At 57.4% G+C, this 19,683-nt stretch carries 13 protein-coding genes; 1 reads left to right on the forward strand and 12 read right to left on the reverse strand.

The window, feature by feature from the left end; translation table 11 throughout:
- The 3 genes from EOB36_RS34755 to EOB36_RS27975 form a co-directional block, all read right to left on the reverse strand.
- Positions 1 to 272 (reverse strand): hypothetical protein (locus EOB36_RS34755; RefSeq protein ID WP_206637217.1); only part of this gene is annotated, 272 nt, incomplete at its 3' end.
- Positions 273 to 280: 8 nt separating this feature from the next.
- A complete protein-coding gene (locus EOB36_RS27970; RefSeq protein ID WP_128286151.1) occupies positions 281 to 514 on the reverse strand; it encodes a hypothetical protein in 234 nt (77 codons plus the stop codon).
- A gap of 425 nt (positions 515 to 939) precedes the next feature.
- Positions 940 to 1,500, reverse strand: a complete 561-nt coding sequence (locus EOB36_RS27975) for a hypothetical protein (RefSeq protein ID WP_128286152.1) — start codon at positions 1,498 to 1,500, stop codon at positions 940 to 942.
- Positions 1,501 to 2,048: 548 nt separating this feature from the next.
- Here EOB36_RS27975 and EOB36_RS27980 point away from each other — a divergent pair.
- A complete protein-coding gene (locus tag EOB36_RS27980; protein ID WP_128286153.1) occupies positions 2,049 to 4,007 on the forward strand; it encodes a DUF262 domain-containing protein in 1,959 nt (652 codons plus the stop codon).
- A 131-nt stretch (positions 4,008 to 4,138) separates the two neighbouring features.
- On the opposite strand, the gene brxL is transcribed toward EOB36_RS27980, so the two are convergent.
- From brxL to EOB36_RS34505, 9 genes are all read right to left on the reverse strand, one after another.
- The gene (brxL, locus tag EOB36_RS27985) at positions 4,139 to 6,217 is read right to left on the reverse strand and encodes a BREX system Lon protease-like protein BrxL (RefSeq protein ID WP_128286154.1); all 2,079 of its coding nucleotides are present in this window, start codon (positions 6,215 to 6,217) and stop codon (positions 4,139 to 4,141) included.
- Between the two features lie 11 nt (positions 6,218 to 6,228).
- Entirely contained in the window at positions 6,229 to 8,733 is a 2,505-nt protein-coding gene (pglZ, locus tag EOB36_RS27990) for a BREX-1 system phosphatase PglZ type A (protein WP_206637218.1), read from the reverse strand.
- A complete protein-coding gene (locus EOB36_RS27995) occupies positions 8,730 to 9,362 on the reverse strand; it encodes a retron system putative HNH endonuclease (RefSeq protein ID WP_128286155.1) in 633 nt (210 codons plus the stop codon). The genes pglZ and EOB36_RS27995 overlap by 4 nt, the downstream gene beginning before the upstream one ends.
- A complete protein-coding gene (locus EOB36_RS28000; RefSeq protein ID WP_128286156.1) occupies positions 9,359 to 10,633 on the reverse strand; it encodes an AAA family ATPase in 1,275 nt (424 codons plus the stop codon). The genes EOB36_RS27995 and EOB36_RS28000 overlap by 4 nt, the downstream gene beginning before the upstream one ends.
- 2 nt (positions 10,634 to 10,635) lie before the next feature.
- Positions 10,636 to 14,178: a BREX-1 system adenine-specific DNA-methyltransferase PglX gene (gene pglX, locus EOB36_RS28005; RefSeq protein ID WP_128286157.1), complete on the reverse strand. Its 3,543-nt coding sequence runs from the start codon at positions 14,176 to 14,178 to the stop codon at positions 10,636 to 10,638.
- Complete coding sequence (gene brxC / locus EOB36_RS28010) at positions 14,178 to 17,723, reverse strand: BREX system P-loop protein BrxC (protein ID WP_128286158.1); 3,546 nt, start codon at positions 17,721 to 17,723, stop codon at positions 14,178 to 14,180. Before brxC ends, pglX begins: the two co-directional genes overlap by 1 nt.
- Before the next feature lie 5 nt (positions 17,724 to 17,728).
- Entirely contained in the window at positions 17,729 to 18,337 is a 609-nt protein-coding gene (locus tag EOB36_RS28015; RefSeq protein WP_128286159.1) for a DUF1788 domain-containing protein, read from the reverse strand.
- Entirely contained in the window at positions 18,334 to 18,939 is a 606-nt protein-coding gene (locus tag EOB36_RS28020) for a DUF1819 family protein (RefSeq protein ID WP_281035502.1), read from the reverse strand. The genes EOB36_RS28015 and EOB36_RS28020 overlap by 4 nt, the downstream gene beginning before the upstream one ends.
- Positions 18,940 to 19,255: 316 nt before the next feature.
- Positions 19,256 to 19,683 (reverse strand): hypothetical protein (locus EOB36_RS34505; protein WP_164897634.1); only part of this gene is annotated, 428 nt, incomplete at its 5' end.

Here is a 19,683-nt window from a genome sequence, read left to right on the forward strand (position 1 = left end):
TTGAAGTCGACGAGACCGTCGCCCGGTTGCGAGGCAAGCTGCGAGGCAAACCCGAGCAATTTGGGCAAGCCAATGCCGACGCGGCAGGCATTGCCGGCGTCGGCGAGAAAATTTGTCACCGCTGCGCCGGGACAGGCATGATCGACGGCCGCACCTGCCCCGAATGCGGCGGAACCGGAAAGGTGACGACGCCGATAGGCTGAGGCGGTCAGGACAGCGATCACGTTCGCGAAAATCTCGATCACCGAAGCGCCAAGGAGTCTGGGCCGCATGGCGCGGATCAGATTGCCGGCACCCACTTCCAGAACACGCCCTCCATCCGTTCGGGATAGTGCTTGAACTCGCATTCGAAGCGCCATCCGTAAGCCTTGGCGGCCGCCAGCGCTTCCTTGCTGACCGGGTTCATGCCCGTTCCCGGCGCGAACCAGTCTTCCAGCAAGTCGTCGGGCACGTAGGCGCCGATCCTCAAAGGCAGCTTTTCGAGGACGACATCCATTTCGTCAGGTGCGGGCAATGGGTTCTCCCTTCGAGAGCTAACCACGAACAAGTCATTCGAAGCCGATTGGGTTCCAGGCTATCGCGAACTCGTTGATCGCAGGTGCCGCTCGCCTCCTGGCTTGCAACGACACTAACCGCTACCGTGACCCGCCGATTTAAACCTCGCTGGCCGCACTGATCCGCTCAGGAACCCCGATGGCTTTGTCCTGATGCTAGAAGTTTGGGCAAGGCGTGCCAGGCATCTGAATATTTCGGGAAGCATGGACCCGAAAATGGCTCAGATGGAGGGAAAGTGGGGGGACCCACTTGATCGGACGAAATGGGCGAATCTTGTTTCGACCGTCTATTCGATCGACTGAGGTTCATCGGGACGAAAACTAGCAAATGAACGCCGCTAGGCCATGCGGGAGCATGCCGACAATGTCGGCGACTTTGGCTATGTTATACCGCGCTCAAATACTCTTGTTTAACAGCTGACCAGAATTGTCGGGTTTTTTGCTGGCGGTGAAAGTGCCACGCTTCTCCAGGAACATCGTTGTCACGTAGGTCCGAAAACACAGGGCTCCTGAGTACCTTGTCGAAGGCTTTCCGGAAACGAAGTTCCCGAGGGTTGAACGGAGGCGGACTGACAGTCTCAGAAGCCAATACAACATTTTGTGGTAAGCCGTCGGAAGCCCAGCTGAACCCCCCTGTTACCACGATGCCGCTCAACTGGAGAAACCAAGGCGCGCGTTTGCTTGGTTGTCCGGACGATAGTCTCTGCCACACCAGCAGCCAGCGGTTTGCGAGGACAGGTCTGTCATCATCGTGGACTACCCAAAACCCCTCTTCCACTCGGCGATTTAGTTCTACGCCTTTTCCCCCCAACGCGTCTTCGATGGCCTTCTCATTTGTAGTCCATTCCTCGTCATCGCCGACAAATGACACGATTGGCAACTCTTCAGCGCCAATATCAAAGTCAGCGAAACTTGCGACCGATGGCTTGTAAGATATCGCTCGCATATCCCATAGCCGCTCTGCTTCGTTCCAATCTGGGTCAGTGATCGGCTTCGAGCTATTGGACCATAGGTCATCAAATTCCGGATGTCGCGAAGATCCTCGACGAGAATGCCTGCCTCGATCCAGCTCGCCTGTTCTAACCCTTGAAGGGCAAGCCCGTTGATCGAAGCATTTGCAGACGTTACTACTGCGCGATTTCGGCCGATGTACACCTTCGCATGAAGCGTGTCGCATTGCCTTATTTCAGCTCGTACGTTGCGCAAAGCGCGCGGATTTGTGCCACCCATGCGCAAGGTGGCGACGACCTTGCAGTCGAGCCCGATTACCCAGCTCTCGCACCCACGTCCCCAAAAAGCGACGGCGCACTTCGCTCCTTTCTCAGCAAGAATAGACCGAATTTCGCGGCTGAGATCCGTTCCAAATAAGAAATTTCCCAATTGGCACTCCTAATTGCTCTGAGGGATTGATCTGTGGGAAAGTCGACCAGAGACACGGTTCCGTGCGGGTCCCACTTCGCCACCTTGTATAGCAGCCTAAGTCGGGAGGAAAAAATGAAGGCAGGACCTGTTGAAATCGGCACATTGCTGCAAAATCGGAATCGATACTGCGTTCCAATTTACCAGCGTCACTATGTCTGGAATCGCGAGAAGCAGTGGGAGCCTTTCTGGCAGGACATTAGGACAAAGGCCATTGAGCGGCTGGCCGGACGGGAACGACGCTTCTCTCACTTCATGGGCGCGGTTGTCTTGGAAAGCCGGGCAAAGCCTTCGGTAAAGCAGGTTCCCTCCTTTCAAGTGGTGGACGGTCAGCAACGGCTAACAACGTTCCAACTGTTTTTGACAGCGGCGCGCCACTACGCTCAATCGATCGGTCACGAAACTACTGTCGGCAATATCACGCGCTACGTACTGAATAGCGACCCCCAACTCATGGAGGACGCTGATATCGAAATCTACAAAGTTTGGCCCACAGAATCGAACCGAAAGCTCTTCGTTGACATCATAGCGTCGAAGGACCGCGCGGCGCTAAAGAAGGCCTACGCGGATCAGTGGTACGCGAATTCCAGTAGGGACCAAGTCAAGGAATACAACACGACGCCGTCGATGCTCCGCGCATACGGATATTTCTACGATCGCATCAAGCACTCTGTCGAGACAGATGATCTTCACGACGATCTGGTGGAGGCCCCCGAGGTCGAGAACACGACCGCCCCTGCAAGCGAGGATGGCATACCAAAGGAACTCAAGCTCGACGCAATTTGGCAATCGCTGCTGGAGGAATTCAAAGTTGTCGAGATCGTCCTGGACGAAGGCGATGACGCACAGGTCATCTTTGAAACCTTGAATGACCGCGGAGAGCCTTTGCTGGCGGCTGATTTAGTCCGCAACAACATATTTCAGCGAGCCGATGCGCGCGGGGAGAATGCGGAGGTTCTGTTCAAGCGACATTGGAAACCCTTTGAGGCTCCGTTCTGGAGTGTGATGGAGAAGCAAGGTCGCTATAAGAAGCAGCGTATCGAGTTCTTCATTGCCAACTTTATCGCAGGGAAAATGGCCGGCGATGTCACTATCTCCAAACTTTTCTCCGAATACAAAGCGTTCCTGAGACCGGCTCGCAACAGCACGGTTCCCCGGTACGCGAACGTGCAGGCCGAGATCCAGGACCTTGAAGCGTACGGCAAGGTATATCGCGACATTGTCGAACGGACCTCGGGCTCACCCTTGGCCGTGTTTTCCGCCAGGCTTCGGCCGTGGGATGTCACAACGATCAATCCCCTGCTCCTTCGCCTGTGGTCAAGCAATATGGGCGAAACCGAAAAGCAGGCATCCCTTGACCTTGTTCTATCCCTAATCGTGCGCCGGGCGGTATGCGGGCTGACCTCTAAGAACTACAACAACCTGTTTCTTATGGTTGTCGCAGACATGGACAAGAAGGGATGGAGTTACGAGAATCTGCGTGCATATCTGCTCAGCTTAACATCAGAGAGTGGCCGCTTTCCGCAAGATGCGGAATTCGAGAATGCCATCGGAACCAAACCTCTCTACACGACGCTTGGGCCAGCACGCCTTCGAACGCTACTGTCCGAGATAGAGCTAGCCAAGCGCGGCAAGAAGCAGGAACACCAATCTCTCCCCGAGACGCTTACCGTCGAGCATATCCTGCCTCAACAATGGCGTCAGCATTGGCCAATGGTTAGCGAAGTGCAGCCGACTGAGGCAGATTTCAACCAGGCGTTCTTTGCGGTCCTTGAGAACGAATCTGCCGTGGGGCAGATCGTACGCCGTAACCGGATCAAACATACGCTCGGCAATCTCACGCTTGTTACCCAATCCTTCAATAGCGGCGTTAGCAATCTAGCGTTCAGCAAAAAGCGGCAGGAATTCGAGGATCAATCCATCTTAATGCTAACCAAGGATTTCGTTAGAAAAGACAGGTGGTCAGAAGACGAAATATCCGATCGGGGAAAGATCCTGTATGCATTTTCACGCCAAATTTGGGCGGCTCCTTAACAAACTGACGACCCGCGAAATTCGCGGCGGAGCCGTTGAAGGGGTAGGAGGCAACATCGTAACGTCGTATCAGGTGAAGGCGCCGGAACGCTAATTTCGGAGCCGGCGCCGGCACGGAAATATCATCTGTTCTAGAGCTTGTTCGCTCTAGCCTCACGCATGTACGTCACTTCAAACGCTTTGGCGGACCGGAACTGCTGAAGCCGGTTCGACAGGCTGAACGCGTCGTTCATCTCGTAATGCTGGAAGATGTCGAGGCCTCGGTCGAGGGAGATTTTCCAGCCCGTGTCCGTCACTATGTGCCGCGCATGGATGGTTCCGGTAGCGTCGAACTCCCAGGTGAAATTTACCCCCGAACCGAGGCACGACTCCTCGATTGAGAGCAGATTTGCCTTTTGTTGATCCGCTTTAAGGTCGTCACGCGCCGTCACGAGGTGCACGTCCACCTCGTCCTCGGGCGCCTTGTGCTTCACGACCGTCTCGATAAACTCCATTAGGTTCCGCACCTGGTAGAAGAGACGGATGTAGGGGTCGGTGACAGTGATCTTGCCCGCGCCCTTGACGTAGGAACCAAAGAGCAGGTCAAAGGAGATGCCCTTCTGGTTTTCGCTGAATACGCGATGGCCCTCACGCGCTCCATCGAGGTCTCCTTCAGCCTTACTGGCTGAGGAAACGCTGTTCCCGGATGGCGCATCTTTCCGGACGTCCGTCGGATCTCCCGGTTGCGCCGCGGTGCTTCCCCGGCGGTGATAGTAGGTCGGGTACTCGTCTTCCTCGAGTGTGGTGACGGCAAGCTTCCGCTCTCCTTCGGCGAAGTAGGAAAAATCGATGGCGGGATAGGTCGTATCGATCCGCATCAACTGATCTTTGACGCGTTTCCTTCCTTCAATAGAGAGCCTGAGAAGCTCTTCGATTTCGTCGGGCGAGGCGCCACCGCCCGGGAAAAGGATCTTCATCAGGCCGGAGAAGGTCTTGTTGATCCCGTCGCGGTCGCGGGTCGAGATGGCCGAGGATAGCCGAAACAAGTCCTTGTAGCGATCGGAATAGTCGTCGCTTCTGAGGTGCCGCAGGATTTCGGCGAGATAGTCGACGACGAATCCATAGCCGTTGGAGAACATTTCTCCGCGGATCACGTCCACCTCCCAGCCGGGTATGTAGGCGTGGAGGCGGTCGATGAACGCCGAGTCGTAGTATTTCTCCGGAACCTCCTCGAAGAGGTCCGTGTGCTTGAGCATGTAGGGGACGTTGTGCTTCGTGTTTCCAACGAACACCATTGAGGCCTCGGCGCCCAGCGTCTCCACACCTCGGGAGAATGTCTTGTTCGCCATGTAGTTTTTCATGATGTCGACAAGCGACTTGTCCACCCGCTTTTGCCGCCCGGCGAACTCGTCGAACGCGACGACGTCCCAATATCCCACGAGCCCGAGCTTGCCGGACTGGTTGTTCACGAACAGCTTGGGCACGGTCACCTCGCCACCCGAGATCAGAATTCCGTGAGGTGAGAATTCCGAATAGATGTGTGACTTTCCCGTCCCCTTCGGCCCGAGCTCGATGAGGTTGTAGTTGCGCTCGACGAACGGGATGAGCCGCATCAGCTGGATCAGCTTGCTGCGTTTCCCAAACATCTCCGGGTCGAAACCTATGCTCTGGATCAGAAGGTCGATCCACTCGTAGGTCGTGAATTCCTGGCGAGCCTTCAGATAGGCTTCGTAGTCGAAATGGGAGAGCTGGATCGGCTTAAGGGTGCCGAGAATCCATGGCGAGACGGCTTTGTCCTCGGTGTGCTCATATTCGACATCCGCGATGCACCAAACTCCGGCCACCAGCAGCTTGGGGTGGGACTTCACCGTTCCGGAATCGACAACGACCTTCTTGATGCCGAGGTTCGCGAATTCCGCCTCGTAGGCATCGTTCTTGTCGTTCAATGCAACGCTGATCTTGTCGATGACCTTGTAGCGGCCCTTCTCCCGAACGTTCGAGCGGACGAGTCCTGCCTCGTTCCGGTGGACATAGTGCTTGCGCAAGATCTCCTTGACCGTCTCGATGCCGGACTGGATCGAAGCCTCGTCACTGGTCGCGCAGTACTGACCGAGAAGGTATTCCAGGACATATGTTGGAACGATTGCGTTCCCCTTGACTGCCTTGACCAGGTCCTTTCGGACCACCAGACCCGGGAAGGCCGCATTGATTTTCGTATCCAGCTCGTTCAATCGCCCGCTCCTCAGAAGTCGAAGTCGCTTGTGAAGCTCCGGCGCAACAGATAGCGCATGCTCCGGTATTCCTTGAAGTGGGACGTTCCAGCGTGCTGCTCCTCGAGCTTCAGCACGATTTCCTGTCCGTTGAAATTGTCAGCCTTCTTCGACAGCAGGAATCGAACTGGCATTTCCCTCTCTCTGGGATTCTCGGAAGGGAAGTCAAACAGGAGATCGTGGCTGTCGGAAATCAGCTCGCCGGCACCGCTGTAGATGCCCGCCCGCAGCCGCCGCGGCTGTGCCTTCTCGGTGACCGGGGTCGACTGATAGAAAAGCACGGAAATCTGGGCGGAGGTTATCGTCTTGTTCGAGCTGGCGACGATCTCGACCTCGACCGCAGACAGGTCGCTCTGCCGCTTCTTGTTGATCTTCAGGACGGGGATGATGACTTCCTGCAGGGAGGCGCCGCCATGTACATAGCGGCTGCCAGAACCTTTGAGGCGCAGGCGGTTGATCGATTTCGGGATGAGCACCTCGACGTCGCCCTCGAGACCGAGGGCGGCGGGCTCGAACTTCCGGAGACCGGATTGCGCGGCGAGTCCTTTGCCCAGCACGAAACGGCGATCCTTGAACAGGAGCGTATCGCCGATAACCTCGGCTCCTGAGAAGTCGCTCTCCTCGATGGGACGGTGCTGGTAGATGAAGCCGTGATCGGCGGTCAGAACGAGATTGCTGGCATTCGCCGCCGTCAGCTTCTTGACGAGCTTGACGAGCTCGTCGAGGGAGTCTTCGACTGCCTCGAAGACCCGCTCCTCCGAGACCATCTTGTCTCCGGCCGCATCTATGCGGTTGTGGTAGATGTAGACGACGTCGTGATCGCGCAGCAGGGTCCGTGCCTCGTCGCCTTTCATGGCCATCACTTCTTCGGCCTTCAGGGCGGCAACCCGGTCGCCGGCGCGGCCTCTCTCAAGGATCTTCCGTCGGTTCACAAGTCCTTGGGAGCTTATGCCGTCGACCAGGACGACTCCTGTGTCGTCGTCGGCGATCCGGATTTGCTCGTTGGGCAGCAACGATGCCATCCCGAGTTGCGTATAGCTCGGAAGCGACGCCAGTGCCGGCTCGATCTCGGCATCGTAGCGGTCGAGGCTCCGAATGCGGCCGAGCAGCTCTTCTCCGACCTCGTAACGCATGGCATCGGAAACCACGACGCAAAGCTTTAGGTCCTTTCGCCTATAGGGGGCGACTTGCGACGCGTAGAATTCTCGCTGGCGCATGATCGGCGGCGCTTCCCAATGGTCAGCTACATCTATGTGTTCCTGCCAGCGGTTGTTGAGCTTGAGGAGGTACGTGTTGACGTAGAGGTTCTCGATCCTTTTGAACAAGTCCCCCATCAACGAGGCCTGTGCGGAACGCTGCATGTAGAAGACGAACTGGCGATAGAGCTGGTCGATGCGGAACCATGACTGGGCGTACCGCCGAGCCCCGTCCGACAAGGACTCCATGTTCAGCGTCGCCTGGGCGACGGACTGCAGGAAATCCGCAGCATGTCCTAGCGCCTGATAGAGGTCGGCGAATTCCTGATACCAGTGGCTCTGGCGTCGCTGGCGTATCCAGCTGACCACGTCGGCATGGGGCACCGTCTGGGCACCTACCTCTCGAACCAGGTTCCGGATGATTTCCCGGTCGATCTCGCGGAAATAATCGAGTTCCATCAGCGTCCGGAAATCGCGCTTGGCGAGATCGGTCGGAATGACGAGTGCCTCCTCGTATTCCGCCGAGAGCGTTTCGAAAGATTCGGCCGTGTTGCGGTTGTTCTTCCACCGCCGAAAGAACACCAGCGCCTCGGAGGAGAGGCGCGCATCCGACCGGACACCAAAGGCATAGCAGGACTTGAACAGCTCGATCGCGAAATCGGGAATAGACGGATCCTTGGCGCGATAACCGTAGTGCCGGTCCATCTGCTCCCACAAGAATTCATCCAGGGCGAAACGGGTTATCAGCCGTAGCCTGTCGTCCTTCTTCTCGGCGTGCTCGGCCAGCAGGTTTTCGGCCACTGCGTCGAAGGTCGGATCCGCGTTGGCGCAGACCGCCAGCATCTTCAGGCGGAGGGCACTTGCCGTGTCGTCCGGCCTGAGCAGTCGCTTTAGCTGCTCGATGCGCTTTGCCGCGCGGAAGAACTCCTCATGCTTGCGGACGAGGTCCGAGAAGGAGATGCCGAGACCCAGTTCCGACAGCCAGTTTGAAACCTGGTCCATCCGGAACTCGCCATTGGCCAGTTGCACATCCAGCAGCCAGTTTTCGATCCGGTCCGGCTCCGATCCTTCCTTGTAAAGAAAGAACTTTTGTTTCGGCGCCTCGCGAAGGATTCGGTGCTTAAGGCCGAATTCGTTGTTGGCGATCTCGACCTTCTCTACGCCAGGAATCGACACGGCCTGAAAGGCGTCGCGGAAGCTGTGCTCCGCGTCATACCAGAAGACGATGCGGTGCTTTTCGAACTGGCTGGCGAGGCTGGCGGCTATGCGTGCAATGGTCAATTCTGAAGGCCCCCGAACATGTGCCTGATCGTGGTCCAGAACGGGTTAAACCGCCCATCCTGACCCTTCGCCAGATATCCGGTGACAAAGCGGCGCAACTCGTCTTCCGCCAAGTCTTCATCGAGGAAGGGAGCCATCGCTTCGACGCGTCGAGCATTCAGCTTGCGTATGTCGAGCGCGAGTTTGTCTATCGTCTCGGCGGCGGCAACAGCCGCTTGTTGAGACGGCAGGATCCTGCCGTCGCCCGTGTACTCGAAACGCTCCTCGCATGCCGGATCAATTGGCACGACAAATAGATCTGCGTCGTACCAATCGCCTTTCGCGTTGCCACAATGGAGCGGCTCCCCCTTACGGGTATCGCGTTGGCACGAGCACAGCATATTGGAAAAATCGAGAGCGTCGACCGTCGGGTCACTTTGCGGTCGCAGGTGCTCGATGTGAGAGTCGTTCTCGTCGATCTGGGATTCACAGTAGCAACATATCCAGCCCTGTTCAGCCAATAGGGCTTGATGCACCGCCTGCTTTGGCGGGCCTGCTAAGATACCATAGGTCGGCGTCCAATCGTCGTTTGCTTTTTCCTTCCAAGAAACGAACTCATCCGGCTCTTCCCTTTTTTCGACGAACTTCATTTCCGGATGAGCTCTTTCCGTTTGATGAGCACCGAGGCGCGGTCGAGTTCAGGGTCGGGACCGATCTCGGTTTTCAGCTCGGCAATGAGACCTCGAGCTTGGTCGAGCTGACCGTCATTAATGAAATTGAAGACCGTCTCCAGGCCCCGGGAAACTTCGGTCGGTCGGGTTGTCTCCAGGCCCATCAGATCCTCCAGAATACGGTTCGCACTCTTCCCGTAAGACTCCGCGGGTTTTTCCACCCACATCTTCGTGCCCTCGTTGCGGATGAGGAAAAGGCTTTCCGGGTGAACATGGGTGATGATTTGAGGTGAATGGGTCGATGCGATGAACTGGCACTTCGGGAATACCTCCGTGAGCTTCGGGACAAGCATGCGTTGCCACTGGGGGTGGAGGTGGAGGTCGAGTTCATCAATAAGGACGACGCCTTCACCGCCAAGTGGATCGCTCATGGTTGGATTTGCAATCGCCAGCCGGCGCGCCAAGTCGCCTATCATCGCCATCAGGCATTTCTCGCCGCCCGAAAGCTGGGAAACGCTTAGAGTGCCCCCTTGCTTGTCCACTTCCATGCGCAACGGGTTCCGACGCACCCGGGGATTGGCAAAATCTGGCATGAACATCGTAATAGCGCGCCTGACCGCGTTGAGATGCGGGTCTCCGGAGGAAGGCGCTCGATGGCTATTTTGTTGGATGGCGTCACGAAGGTTTTCGTTTTCGAGGTCTTCCCGCTCCCTGAACCATTCAAAGAAGCGCCGGAAGTTCGAGGCGCTCGTCAGGGCCTCGTCATAGGCTGACAACAGATCGAAACTATGCCTCTGACGGATTCGGAGAGGGACATCGATGACCGCACGGTTCACCGGATAGTAGACAAGCAGGGGAACGTTCACAGCACCCTCTGAATCGGTGATCTCCTGCTGAACGCCCCGCGTCAGCTCGTTGAGCATGCCAAACTCCGAGCGTCCCTCCGAGACGCGTCCCTTTCGCGACTTCGCTATGGCCCACCTGATGAACTGACCATCGTGGTCGCATCCGATAGCTAGCTCGGCATGGCTCGTGTCATTCCGGATGTCGAGTTCGGCGATCGGCTTTCCCGAGCCGCGAGGATTGCTGACGCGACTGGTGAACCAGGACAGCAACACAGAAAGCGCATCGAGGACGGACGACTTTCCGGATCCGTTCACACCCACAAACACGTTCAGCCGGGGATTGAGCTCAAGGTCGAGGACAGTCACGCCGCGAAAATTTTGAAGGTGCAGCTTACGGACTTCCATGACTACTCTTCCTCGGCTGCCAGCCCCTTGATCGGCTTCAATGCCGCGCCAAATTTCGCATAGTTGACCTTCACGCCATCATCGAGATCGATTTCAATGCGTTGCGTTGCCAGAGGATATAGGACGTCCCGCTCGTAGACGTCCAGTTCATCGATGTCTCGGCTGACGCTCTCGATCTCCTTGAGCGCCTTGACCTTCTCGGCCTGGGTGGATGCCGAGCTGGTGCTGATGGCCTCCAATTGGCTTCGGTGCGCGTCCAGCTTGCGGCGGAACTCCCGAAGGTAATCTAGCACCGTGCTCACCGTATCGGCGCGATAGCGGTGCATATAGATCAGCGCGTTGAACGTGCCTCTGGGGCTGGAGAACAGCCAGTAGATCGGGCGCTTCTTATAGCGGCGGACATGGTCGTCGTAGAAGTCGCGCAGGAAGAAGCGGCGGATGTCCTTTCCCAGCGCTGTCTCGATGAAGGCTAGGTTATCGGAAAAACGCCTTTCGCCGAAGGTCGTGCGTAGGAAGCGGCGGAAGCCGTCTGCCATATCGTCAGGGAACCAGTCGCCATCGAGGATGGGGATCACATTGTCCTTGTCCGGGGAGAATTTCGGCTCCGGAACGCGCTTCAAATAGTCCTCAAATCCTTCGCCCTGGTTAGCGAGGATCAGGCCGGGGGCATCGAGGCTGTAGCGGCCGAACATGCATCCAACGGCGTAGGACAGGAACTCGCGCATGGTGTCGGAGCGCAAGGCGTTCTCGAGTTCGGACTCGGACCTAGCGCCGCCATAGCGATAGGCAGGGTTGCAGGTGAGGGTGATTTCTTCGATCGGTACCTCGGGGGTGAGTTCGTCCTGCAGGCCGTAGGCGTCGATGAAAACTCGATTGTTCTCTTCCTCCAGCCGCCTCATTTTTTCGGTCATTCCCTGCCAGTGGGTCCGGACCTGGGCATAGGTCTCAGCCAGCGTCGCTTGGCAATGCTCGGGCGAGAGCACCGGAAGCAGAGTGAAATCCCAAGAAGTCTCGTAGGCGTCCCAGTCGGATTTAGCTAAGGCAATACTAACAATAACTCGGTCTTCGAGCTTCGAGTCGCTTACCTCCCTTAGGGGTAAGCTAAGTACATGGGTGAGCTTGAAATCTAGCGTTGGGGCAAGCATTCGAAGTAAAAAGCTGCTTACCCTGCTATTCAGAAAACCCTCGACGAGTTCAATGGAGACGCCATTGTTGTTGAATCCCATCGGCCCCTTTGCGTCGAACATGAACCCGGAAGGAACATCCCTGATGGCGAAGTCATTGCCTGAAATGCCCGACCATGTGAACCCCGCTCTGAATCCATACTCTCCATTGTAGTTGTGTGACCGCACTCGTCCGGTTTTCCCATCTCTGAAGTTTTTCAGTTCAGCTCCGTCGTCATACCAATTCACGAAGTGTTCAAGATTCCCATACCAGCGCCGAGACCCACCTCCCTTTACATAGGGGAACCACCGTTTCCTCGATTGCTGAGCAACTTCAGAACTGATGATACCGAATCCAGCGTTCTCAACCTCCACCTCGAACCATTCCCTGAGGAATATTGCGTTGCTGCCAGTCGTAAGACCTTCTCGCGTTACGATCGACTGCGAGATAGACTCTTCCTCGTCGAACGCGCGGCGGACTTTTTCGGAGGCCCAGAAGACCAAGGGTTGCCCTGGAATCTTTCGAAAGTCACTCTCGCTCGCGCGAAACCGGAGTGTGCTTTGAGTCGATTTCACTGCGGAGAGAAGGGCGGAATCTTTTTCCGCTTCATTCTGTCCGTCTGTCAGCTTGATGAACTGTCCATTGTGATCTCGAAGGCGTCGATTCAATAGTACGAAAGCTGTAGTTGAGACGACTTCGCCGCCAATTGAGTCAAAAGCCCGCTCCCCCAGCTGCGCCATCGACGACACCACCGAAGTGGACAAGATAATTGATCGAAGGGATTCATATCTCGGCGCAAACATCCAACCCTGCATGGTGATCATGGAAACATAACCAGAAGTCTGTGCGAGCTTGATGTTTCTCAAGATGAAAGCTTGATATAAATCATACTTAGCGTCTGAAAATTCACGCTCAAGCCAATCCTGTAGCTGGTCGTTCAGATCGGCTTTCTTCTTGTATGGAGGATTAGTCACAACCACTTGGTATTTTGGGCTCAAGAAGTCAGCCATACGCAGAATTGCCTGGACACGGGAATGCACATCGCGCAGGAACAGGTTGCTCTCGAAGTCCTTCGTGGCGATCAACCGAACGACTTCGGAAATGTCTCTCAGCTTCGGCACAATCAGTGAGCCGAAGTTCTTGGCTTCGGCAAACTGACTGAGAGTGTCGCACAGGTCGGCGGTGAATAGGTCGCGTCCCACCGTCGCGGTGTATTCCGCCAGCTCCGCAGGCTCGAAAGAAGCATTCTCCAGCACGCAGATGTTTGGCTGCACCGGCCGCCGCAGGAACCGTTTCCGCCTTCCCATCGCCTTCATCACCAGTGCGAAGGCCGCCAGGGCGCCGGCGCGCTCGTCGATCTCAATACCGTAGAGGTTGTGGGTCAGGATCTTCTCGGGGATCTCAGCGGGGTCATGGCCCTCTTCCTCGTAGATCGCGTAGAGCAGGTCGAAAGCATAGGTCAGCATGTGGCCCGAGCCGCAGGCTGGATCGCAGACTCTGATCTCTTCGGGCGACGAAACATGCAGGAAATCTTCCTCCGGCTCTTCGGGAGCGATGTAGTAGTCCATCCGCGCGGCCAGCTTCGAGGCTGGGCGGTTGAGCATCCACAGTCGGCCGAGCGAGTTCTCGACCAGGTAGCGGACGATCCAGTGCGGCGTGAACAGCTGCGTGGCGGCGGGGATGTTTTCCGGCGTGATCTTCTGGTTCTTCTTCAGCCCGGCGAAGACCTGGTCCTTCTTCTCCGAGATATAGAACTGGTAGAGCCAGCCGATGATTTCGACGTCGCGACATGCTTCCGCCGTCATCACTTCGCGCATGCGGGCGAGGATGCTGTCCGAGGAAAGCAGATCCTCCGGCATCAGCAGCTCGGTATAGTCCGCGATCTTCTCGAACAGGAACGGCATCGTCTGATGCCACTGGTTGCACGTGGCTACGAGGAGTAGGCGATAGGCCTCACCCTGCGGATCGCGGCTCGGCCTGCGGCCGTCGAGCAGCGCGGCAACCTCCTGGCGGACGCCTTCCGGCACGTCATCGTCGATGTGGCCGGCCGCAGCCTCGGCAAGTATCTCCGGTCTCGTCTGCCCTTCGCCGGGCGACAGCACGCCGATGCGCGTGTAGCCGTTCACGTCCATGAAACGCAGGGCCGAGAAGCGATTGAACCACGTGTAGGCAACACGCTCGATCACCTGCTCCTTCCCGTGCGTGGCGACCTGACCCTTGAGTTCCTTCACCGCGTTCGGATTCTCTCGACGCGCCGCACTGCCGTCGGCGAGCACGTGATCGAGCTTGGTCGCGACTTGCTGCATGAGCGTCCGGCGCGCTGCCTGGGCGAACTTCTTCAGACCGGACGTGTCGAGCTTTTGAGGCGTCGTGGCGTCCATCAGACAGTAATCCTCTTGCCACTCCGGATTTCGGCGAGCAGCGATTTGCGCATGGATACGAGAAAGGAATCGACGTCGTCCTCGGTCTCAAGAAATGCCTTGTCGAACGGGACGGACAGGGACGTGTGTGCGATGAATGTCACCGGGGGCTCGATTTTCGCGCGCGGACCGTCCTCAAATCCCTTGGCTGCGCCACGATCGTCATCCTCCGCAGCCTCGGCTGGCACCTGCCTGGACGGAGAGGTTGCCCGGGCGAGAAGCTCTGGGTACAGCCTGGTCCGGAAGTCGCTGGCCCGCTCCCGCACCACGGCGATGAGCGTGGCCGTGCGAAGAGGCGCCAAGCCTGCCTCGGCCTCCGAAAGGATACGTAGGCGCTCGTTTTCAGGCAGGGCGGCCAGCTGCGGAAGTCCTTTCAGCTTCGAGACGAGCTCCCCGACCTCCTGGACGGCAGCGGTCCGCTCCTGCTCCAGGCGATCTTCGACGATGCCGCGGGTGCGATCCAGGCCGGCCTTGAGCTGCTGGATGTTGTTGTTCCGGAAGCAGGCAGGGTCATCAAGGACTCCCTGTATGGCTCGTGCCTCGACACCGCCGACATAGGCAAGGTTCGCCTCCTGCTCGCGAAGGAACCGCCGAGCGTCGTCGTAAATGCCACGTTGGGCACCTTTCATGAACTTCCGGACAGGATCGAGAACGTCCTCTTTTATGTCGAGCAAGGAATCGACCTGTTTAGGGAGGTCGGTCACGTACCAGCCGTAAGGTTTCCCGGTCGCGGGCTTTAAGGATTCAAGAGCGGGTTCCATCGCCGCCAGGAAGGGGTATCGGTCCCTCTGGGCCAGATAACCCTGGATCTCCTGTACGGCCTGCTGGAAGGCGTCGGCAGCCTCCTTGCCGATGACGCGCGCGTCGGTTCCTGACGGCTGCGTGTCGAAGAACTCCGAATAGAATTCCTTCAGCTGGCGCAGCTGGGCCTGCGAGAACTCTACCTGCGGTTCCAAGACGATGTTGCCGTGGGCCTGCGTGTTCTTCAGCGTTCGCTCGAGCGCCGGCCCTTCGAGCAGGTTTCCGTCGGCGCGAGCCTCGATCTTGCCGCGGGCGAAGAGGCTGGCAAGGTTGCAGAGGACCGCCGCATAGGGCCAGCCATAAGGCTTGCGCTCGAACTTTTCCGTGACGGCCTTCACCGTGGTCCGGACGCCAGTGCGGCTATTGGCTTGGATGATGTTCTGGATTTCCTGCTCAGCTTCGCTCAGCCCCGCAGCATCGTTTCCGAACAGCCCGTCTTCCGCCTGCTTCAGGAACCTGCCGAGGTCGTTCTCTGAGTACTGAACACCCCGGAGCATGCCGAGATTGACGTGCACCTTGTCGACGAGAACCTGGAAGGCCTTAATGATCCGGAGCTGAGCATCCTCGGCGCGGATGTCGATCTCCTCGCCCCGGACGAAGAGCCGGGCTTCCGACAGCAGCGCCTTCAGTCGGCTGGTCAGGTCACGGTGTCGCTGGGCGTTCTGTGCTCCCTTGTCGCCGATGATCCGCTCGACGCTGGGCTGCAGCGCAGTCGCCCGGTTCTGGCGGACATACTTTTCCGTCCGCTTGTACATCATGATGTCGGTCATCAGTCGGTCATCGGGCTTCAGCACGACCGCAAGCTCGTCGCGCGACATGCTCTGCATCTTGATCGCGTCGGGATTCCCCACCTGCTCGTGGAAGGGCGTGTAGAGGTTGATGGAAAGCTCGTGGTCGCGACCGCTCAGCCGGTCATCCAAGCGCCGTGCATAGGGATAGTCGTGGCCAGTCGACTCGTGGCGGAGCTTTCGCGATTTGACGATCCCGTCAAACACCAGCTGCTCGAATTCGTGAGCGACCTCGGTCAAGTCGACCTCGACCGCCTTGATCTCCTGCTCGATGTCCTTTTCCTCATCGGTCAGGAACTCGAACAGCTCGCCATTCCGCTGGATGTAGGTCTGCCGCTCGAGGACGCTGACGGCTTCCTCCACCAGCTTCCTCAGCAGGGTCAGATCTTCGTCGAACCGCCGCAGGAGCAGGATGCAGATGTTGCGGGGCGTTGGCTTGAAGGGCCGGACGTATTTAACGAGGAAAAGGGCCTTCAGGACGCGCACTGCGAACGGATTGTCCAGGTTTCGCTCGGCGATCTGGATCGATTGCTGCACCCCGGACTTCAGCGCCGAACGAATGCCCTCGAACATCATGTCGAACGGGGCAATGCCGCCAAGTTCGAGATCGGCAATATGCACCGCAACGTCTTGGAAGACGCCCAGCATCGACCTTTCGCCGACGGAGCTGTGCCGTCCCTCGAAGGCGCCGTGCTCCGACAATGCCTGGATGGACATCTGAAACAGCGCGTACTGGTAGGGAATAAAGGGATAGCTCTGGATGAAATGATCTCGGTCGGCGAAGTTCCGGAAGTGGATCGAGCCATCCGAGAAGTCGAACAAGGTTTTGAAGTTGCCTGACTGCTCATGGAAGAGGTCCGACAGCGCGGTCACCCCATCCTCGGTCTTCTTCAGGAGCCGCCTCTGGATGACTTCGTCGGCGTTGGCGCTGGTCAGGGACATCCGGTTGGCGAAACGCGCCTGGATCTTCGAGAAGTCGTTTTCCTGGCGCTGGGTCAGCTCGCCGATCACGGCGCGGATTTCCTGCTGTGCCGTGACAACGATCCAGGCCCGGCCACGGCACTTGGTGTTCAGGCTTTCCGCGATCGTCTGGAGGTTGGTCATCAGCTTGACGTTGTCCGCGATGTACTGGCCGACCTCGTCGACGAAGAAATTCAATCGGAACTGCGGTTCCTGCCGGTCGATGTACTGCTTCACCTGTTGGGCGAAATCCTCGATCGAAACCTTGTAGTCGGCACGGTACTTCCCAAGGATTCCCTCGGCAGACGCCGCGTCGGCACCGCTTGCTTCCGCATAGGCTTTCGTGATGCTCGGCCCTTCCAGTAGCGCCTGTTCCCGGCCGCGCTCCCATGTCTTTCCGGCAATACGCTGGTAGGCGTCCTTGAAACCCGCATATTGGCCTCGGCTGTCGAGATCGCGCTCAAACTGGGCGACGTGGCCCTGTTTGCCATAGTAGCCGCACATCTCATCGAAGACCTTTTGGAACACCGCCAGCAGGGCGTCGATCTGGGTCTTGGTGATGACGTCCGCCTTCTGGTCGATGTTGAAAAGAATGCTCTTCGAAGGAATCGCAACGGCTCGCTTCAGGTCGGCGCTGAGGATTTCGTTCTCGACGGATTTCTGCAGGAAGATGTCCAGCGCGGGAGTTCCGTCGACCACCCTGTTCTCAAGGACCAGGGCGAGCATCTTCAGCAAGTGCGACTTGCCGGAACCGAAGAAGCCGGAAATCCAGACGCCGTTCGCCGTTTCGTAGTTGTTATAGGCGTCGAGAAAATGCTCCAGGCGCTTCTCGACCTCGTTGGTGATAACGTACTCCTCCAGCTCCTGGCGGAGGCTCGCCTCGTCATCGGCCTTGATGACCCCCTCAATCGCGCGGTCGACAGGCTTCTCGAAGATATCCTTCAGATTGATCGCCATCCCCGTCACACCTCGTAGTGAAAGATATTGAATGCCCGGTAATACTTGTCGTCGTGCAGCAGCCCGAAGAGGTCGAGAGACGCTCCGGTTTCAAGGCTCTGCGTGTATCGGCCGGGAAAGAACATGACCGTGGGCTTTTCCTTGGCCGTGCTCTGAAGATTGTTCAGCACGTTGTGGGACCGAATGTAGGGAAAGACCTCGCCCACACCGGATAGGAACAGCACCGCATGATCCTGGGACTCGATCCTACGGCCGATCTCCGGCACAAGATGGGCTTCCGGATCCAGGACTCCCTGGAGCAATTCCTTCAGTTCTGCCTTCGTCGCCGAAGGTTCCAGCTCGAGAACCTGCTCCCAAATTCCCCGTTGTTTCAGCAAGTCGATGGCCAGGTCGTAGAGGCTGACCTCCAGGATGACGACACCGCGGTTGGCAAGCTGGTTGATCAGCTGGCCGCGCTGGTGCTCCATAGAAGCAGCCTCTTCAGGGGCATACGGGCATATGAAAAAGGGAACCTCGTTCCCCAATCCTTGCCGTTTGAGAAACCGCTCGCTCGAAATCACCTTCACGAGGTGTTCGAAACGCTGTTTCGGTGACGCCAGTTCGCGGAACTTCATGCGGGCAACCCGGATGCGCCGGGAAAGAAGCGCAACTCCGTGGGATCGTGTGCGACGATCAAGTCCTGCAGGGCAGGGGAGAGCAGGGTCCTCATGATCTTTCCGGACGGCGAAACGAGATCTGCCTCACGCAGCATTCGAAACAGGACCTGACGAAGCTTAGCGCGGGTGGAAGGTTTCAGTTCCGCCAGTTCGGGGTGCCATTCCGCCTTAGCGTCGAAGAAGGAATCGAAGTGGTCGTATGCAAGCTCCTCCTGGAACCTGGCATATCGCTCCTGGAGAACTTCCGATGCGAAATCAGCGATAAAATCGTAGGTGCGGCAGATCGCCAGCCATAGGAGATGACCCTGTTCATGCCTGCTGCACCGCGTGAAAAGCTCCAGCTCATCCGCTTGCAACGACCGGAGCCGGGCAATGATCTCCCGGACAGTGCGCCGGCCCGAACTTTGAGTCCGGAAGGACAGGGACTGCAGTGCCTGCTCGGCCACATGCGACCAGTCGGACCGGTCCTGATACATACGCGCCAGAAGGATCGATTCGTCGAGGAACAACGATCCGGTCGAGAATGACAAGCGGTATGTGGCAGAGCCTGTTGAGAGCATCGGGAGGTATTACACTTTGTTCGGGCGCCGGGCACGCGATATCCGAGCATTAATCACGAGCCAAAGGCTCACGACGGAAGGGCTGTCGCGTTACGATCTGCAGATGCCCCCGGCTCCTGCTCGGACACCGAATTCCGCCTGCCATATTACCGATTTACGCCAAGATGCCAACTTGATGCAGGAGGCCCGGCATTTGGCGCAGACTGTCAAGCGGTTAGATCAAAGAACTGACGAAAGCGGGGACTAACATCGTTACTGATATCCGCAATAGTCGGCTGCGCAAAGCACCTCATACAGAGTTTAAAAATGCGTAACATCAATCCTCTAGACCTTTTCTTTTCCGATCCGCTTTGTGAACTTTATCAAATTCCGACACGGTGAAATTGCTCGGTAGCGCCGCCAACGAAAGGTCTTCACTGATTATATTCATCGCCATCAGAGTTTCTATGAACCACATATCTGTCTGGGTTCGAGTTCCCTTCATTCCCAAATGTGTTAGCCGATTTATGCAAAACGCCAAGAAATCTGCAACTTGCAGCAAGGGCTCGACCGACGATGATTCATAAACCCCGGAGTAAGTTGCTGGCCAATTCTTAAAAAGCAAATTGCCGAAAGCAACTCCCGGTGCGCGTCTGCCCTGATCCAAAAAAAGCCGCAGCGGCTCGCCGGCGGCGATGTAGCGATGCTTTAGTTTGATGCAAAGAAAGAAAAGTGACAGATCCGATGGCTTCCGCAGGTCCAAAT

Origin of the sequence: Mesorhizobium sp. M6A.T.Cr.TU.017.01.1.1 (genome assembly GCF_004023115.1) — a bacterium.
GTDB classification, from domain to species: Bacteria; Pseudomonadota; Alphaproteobacteria; order Rhizobiales; family Rhizobiaceae; genus Mesorhizobium; species Mesorhizobium mediterraneum.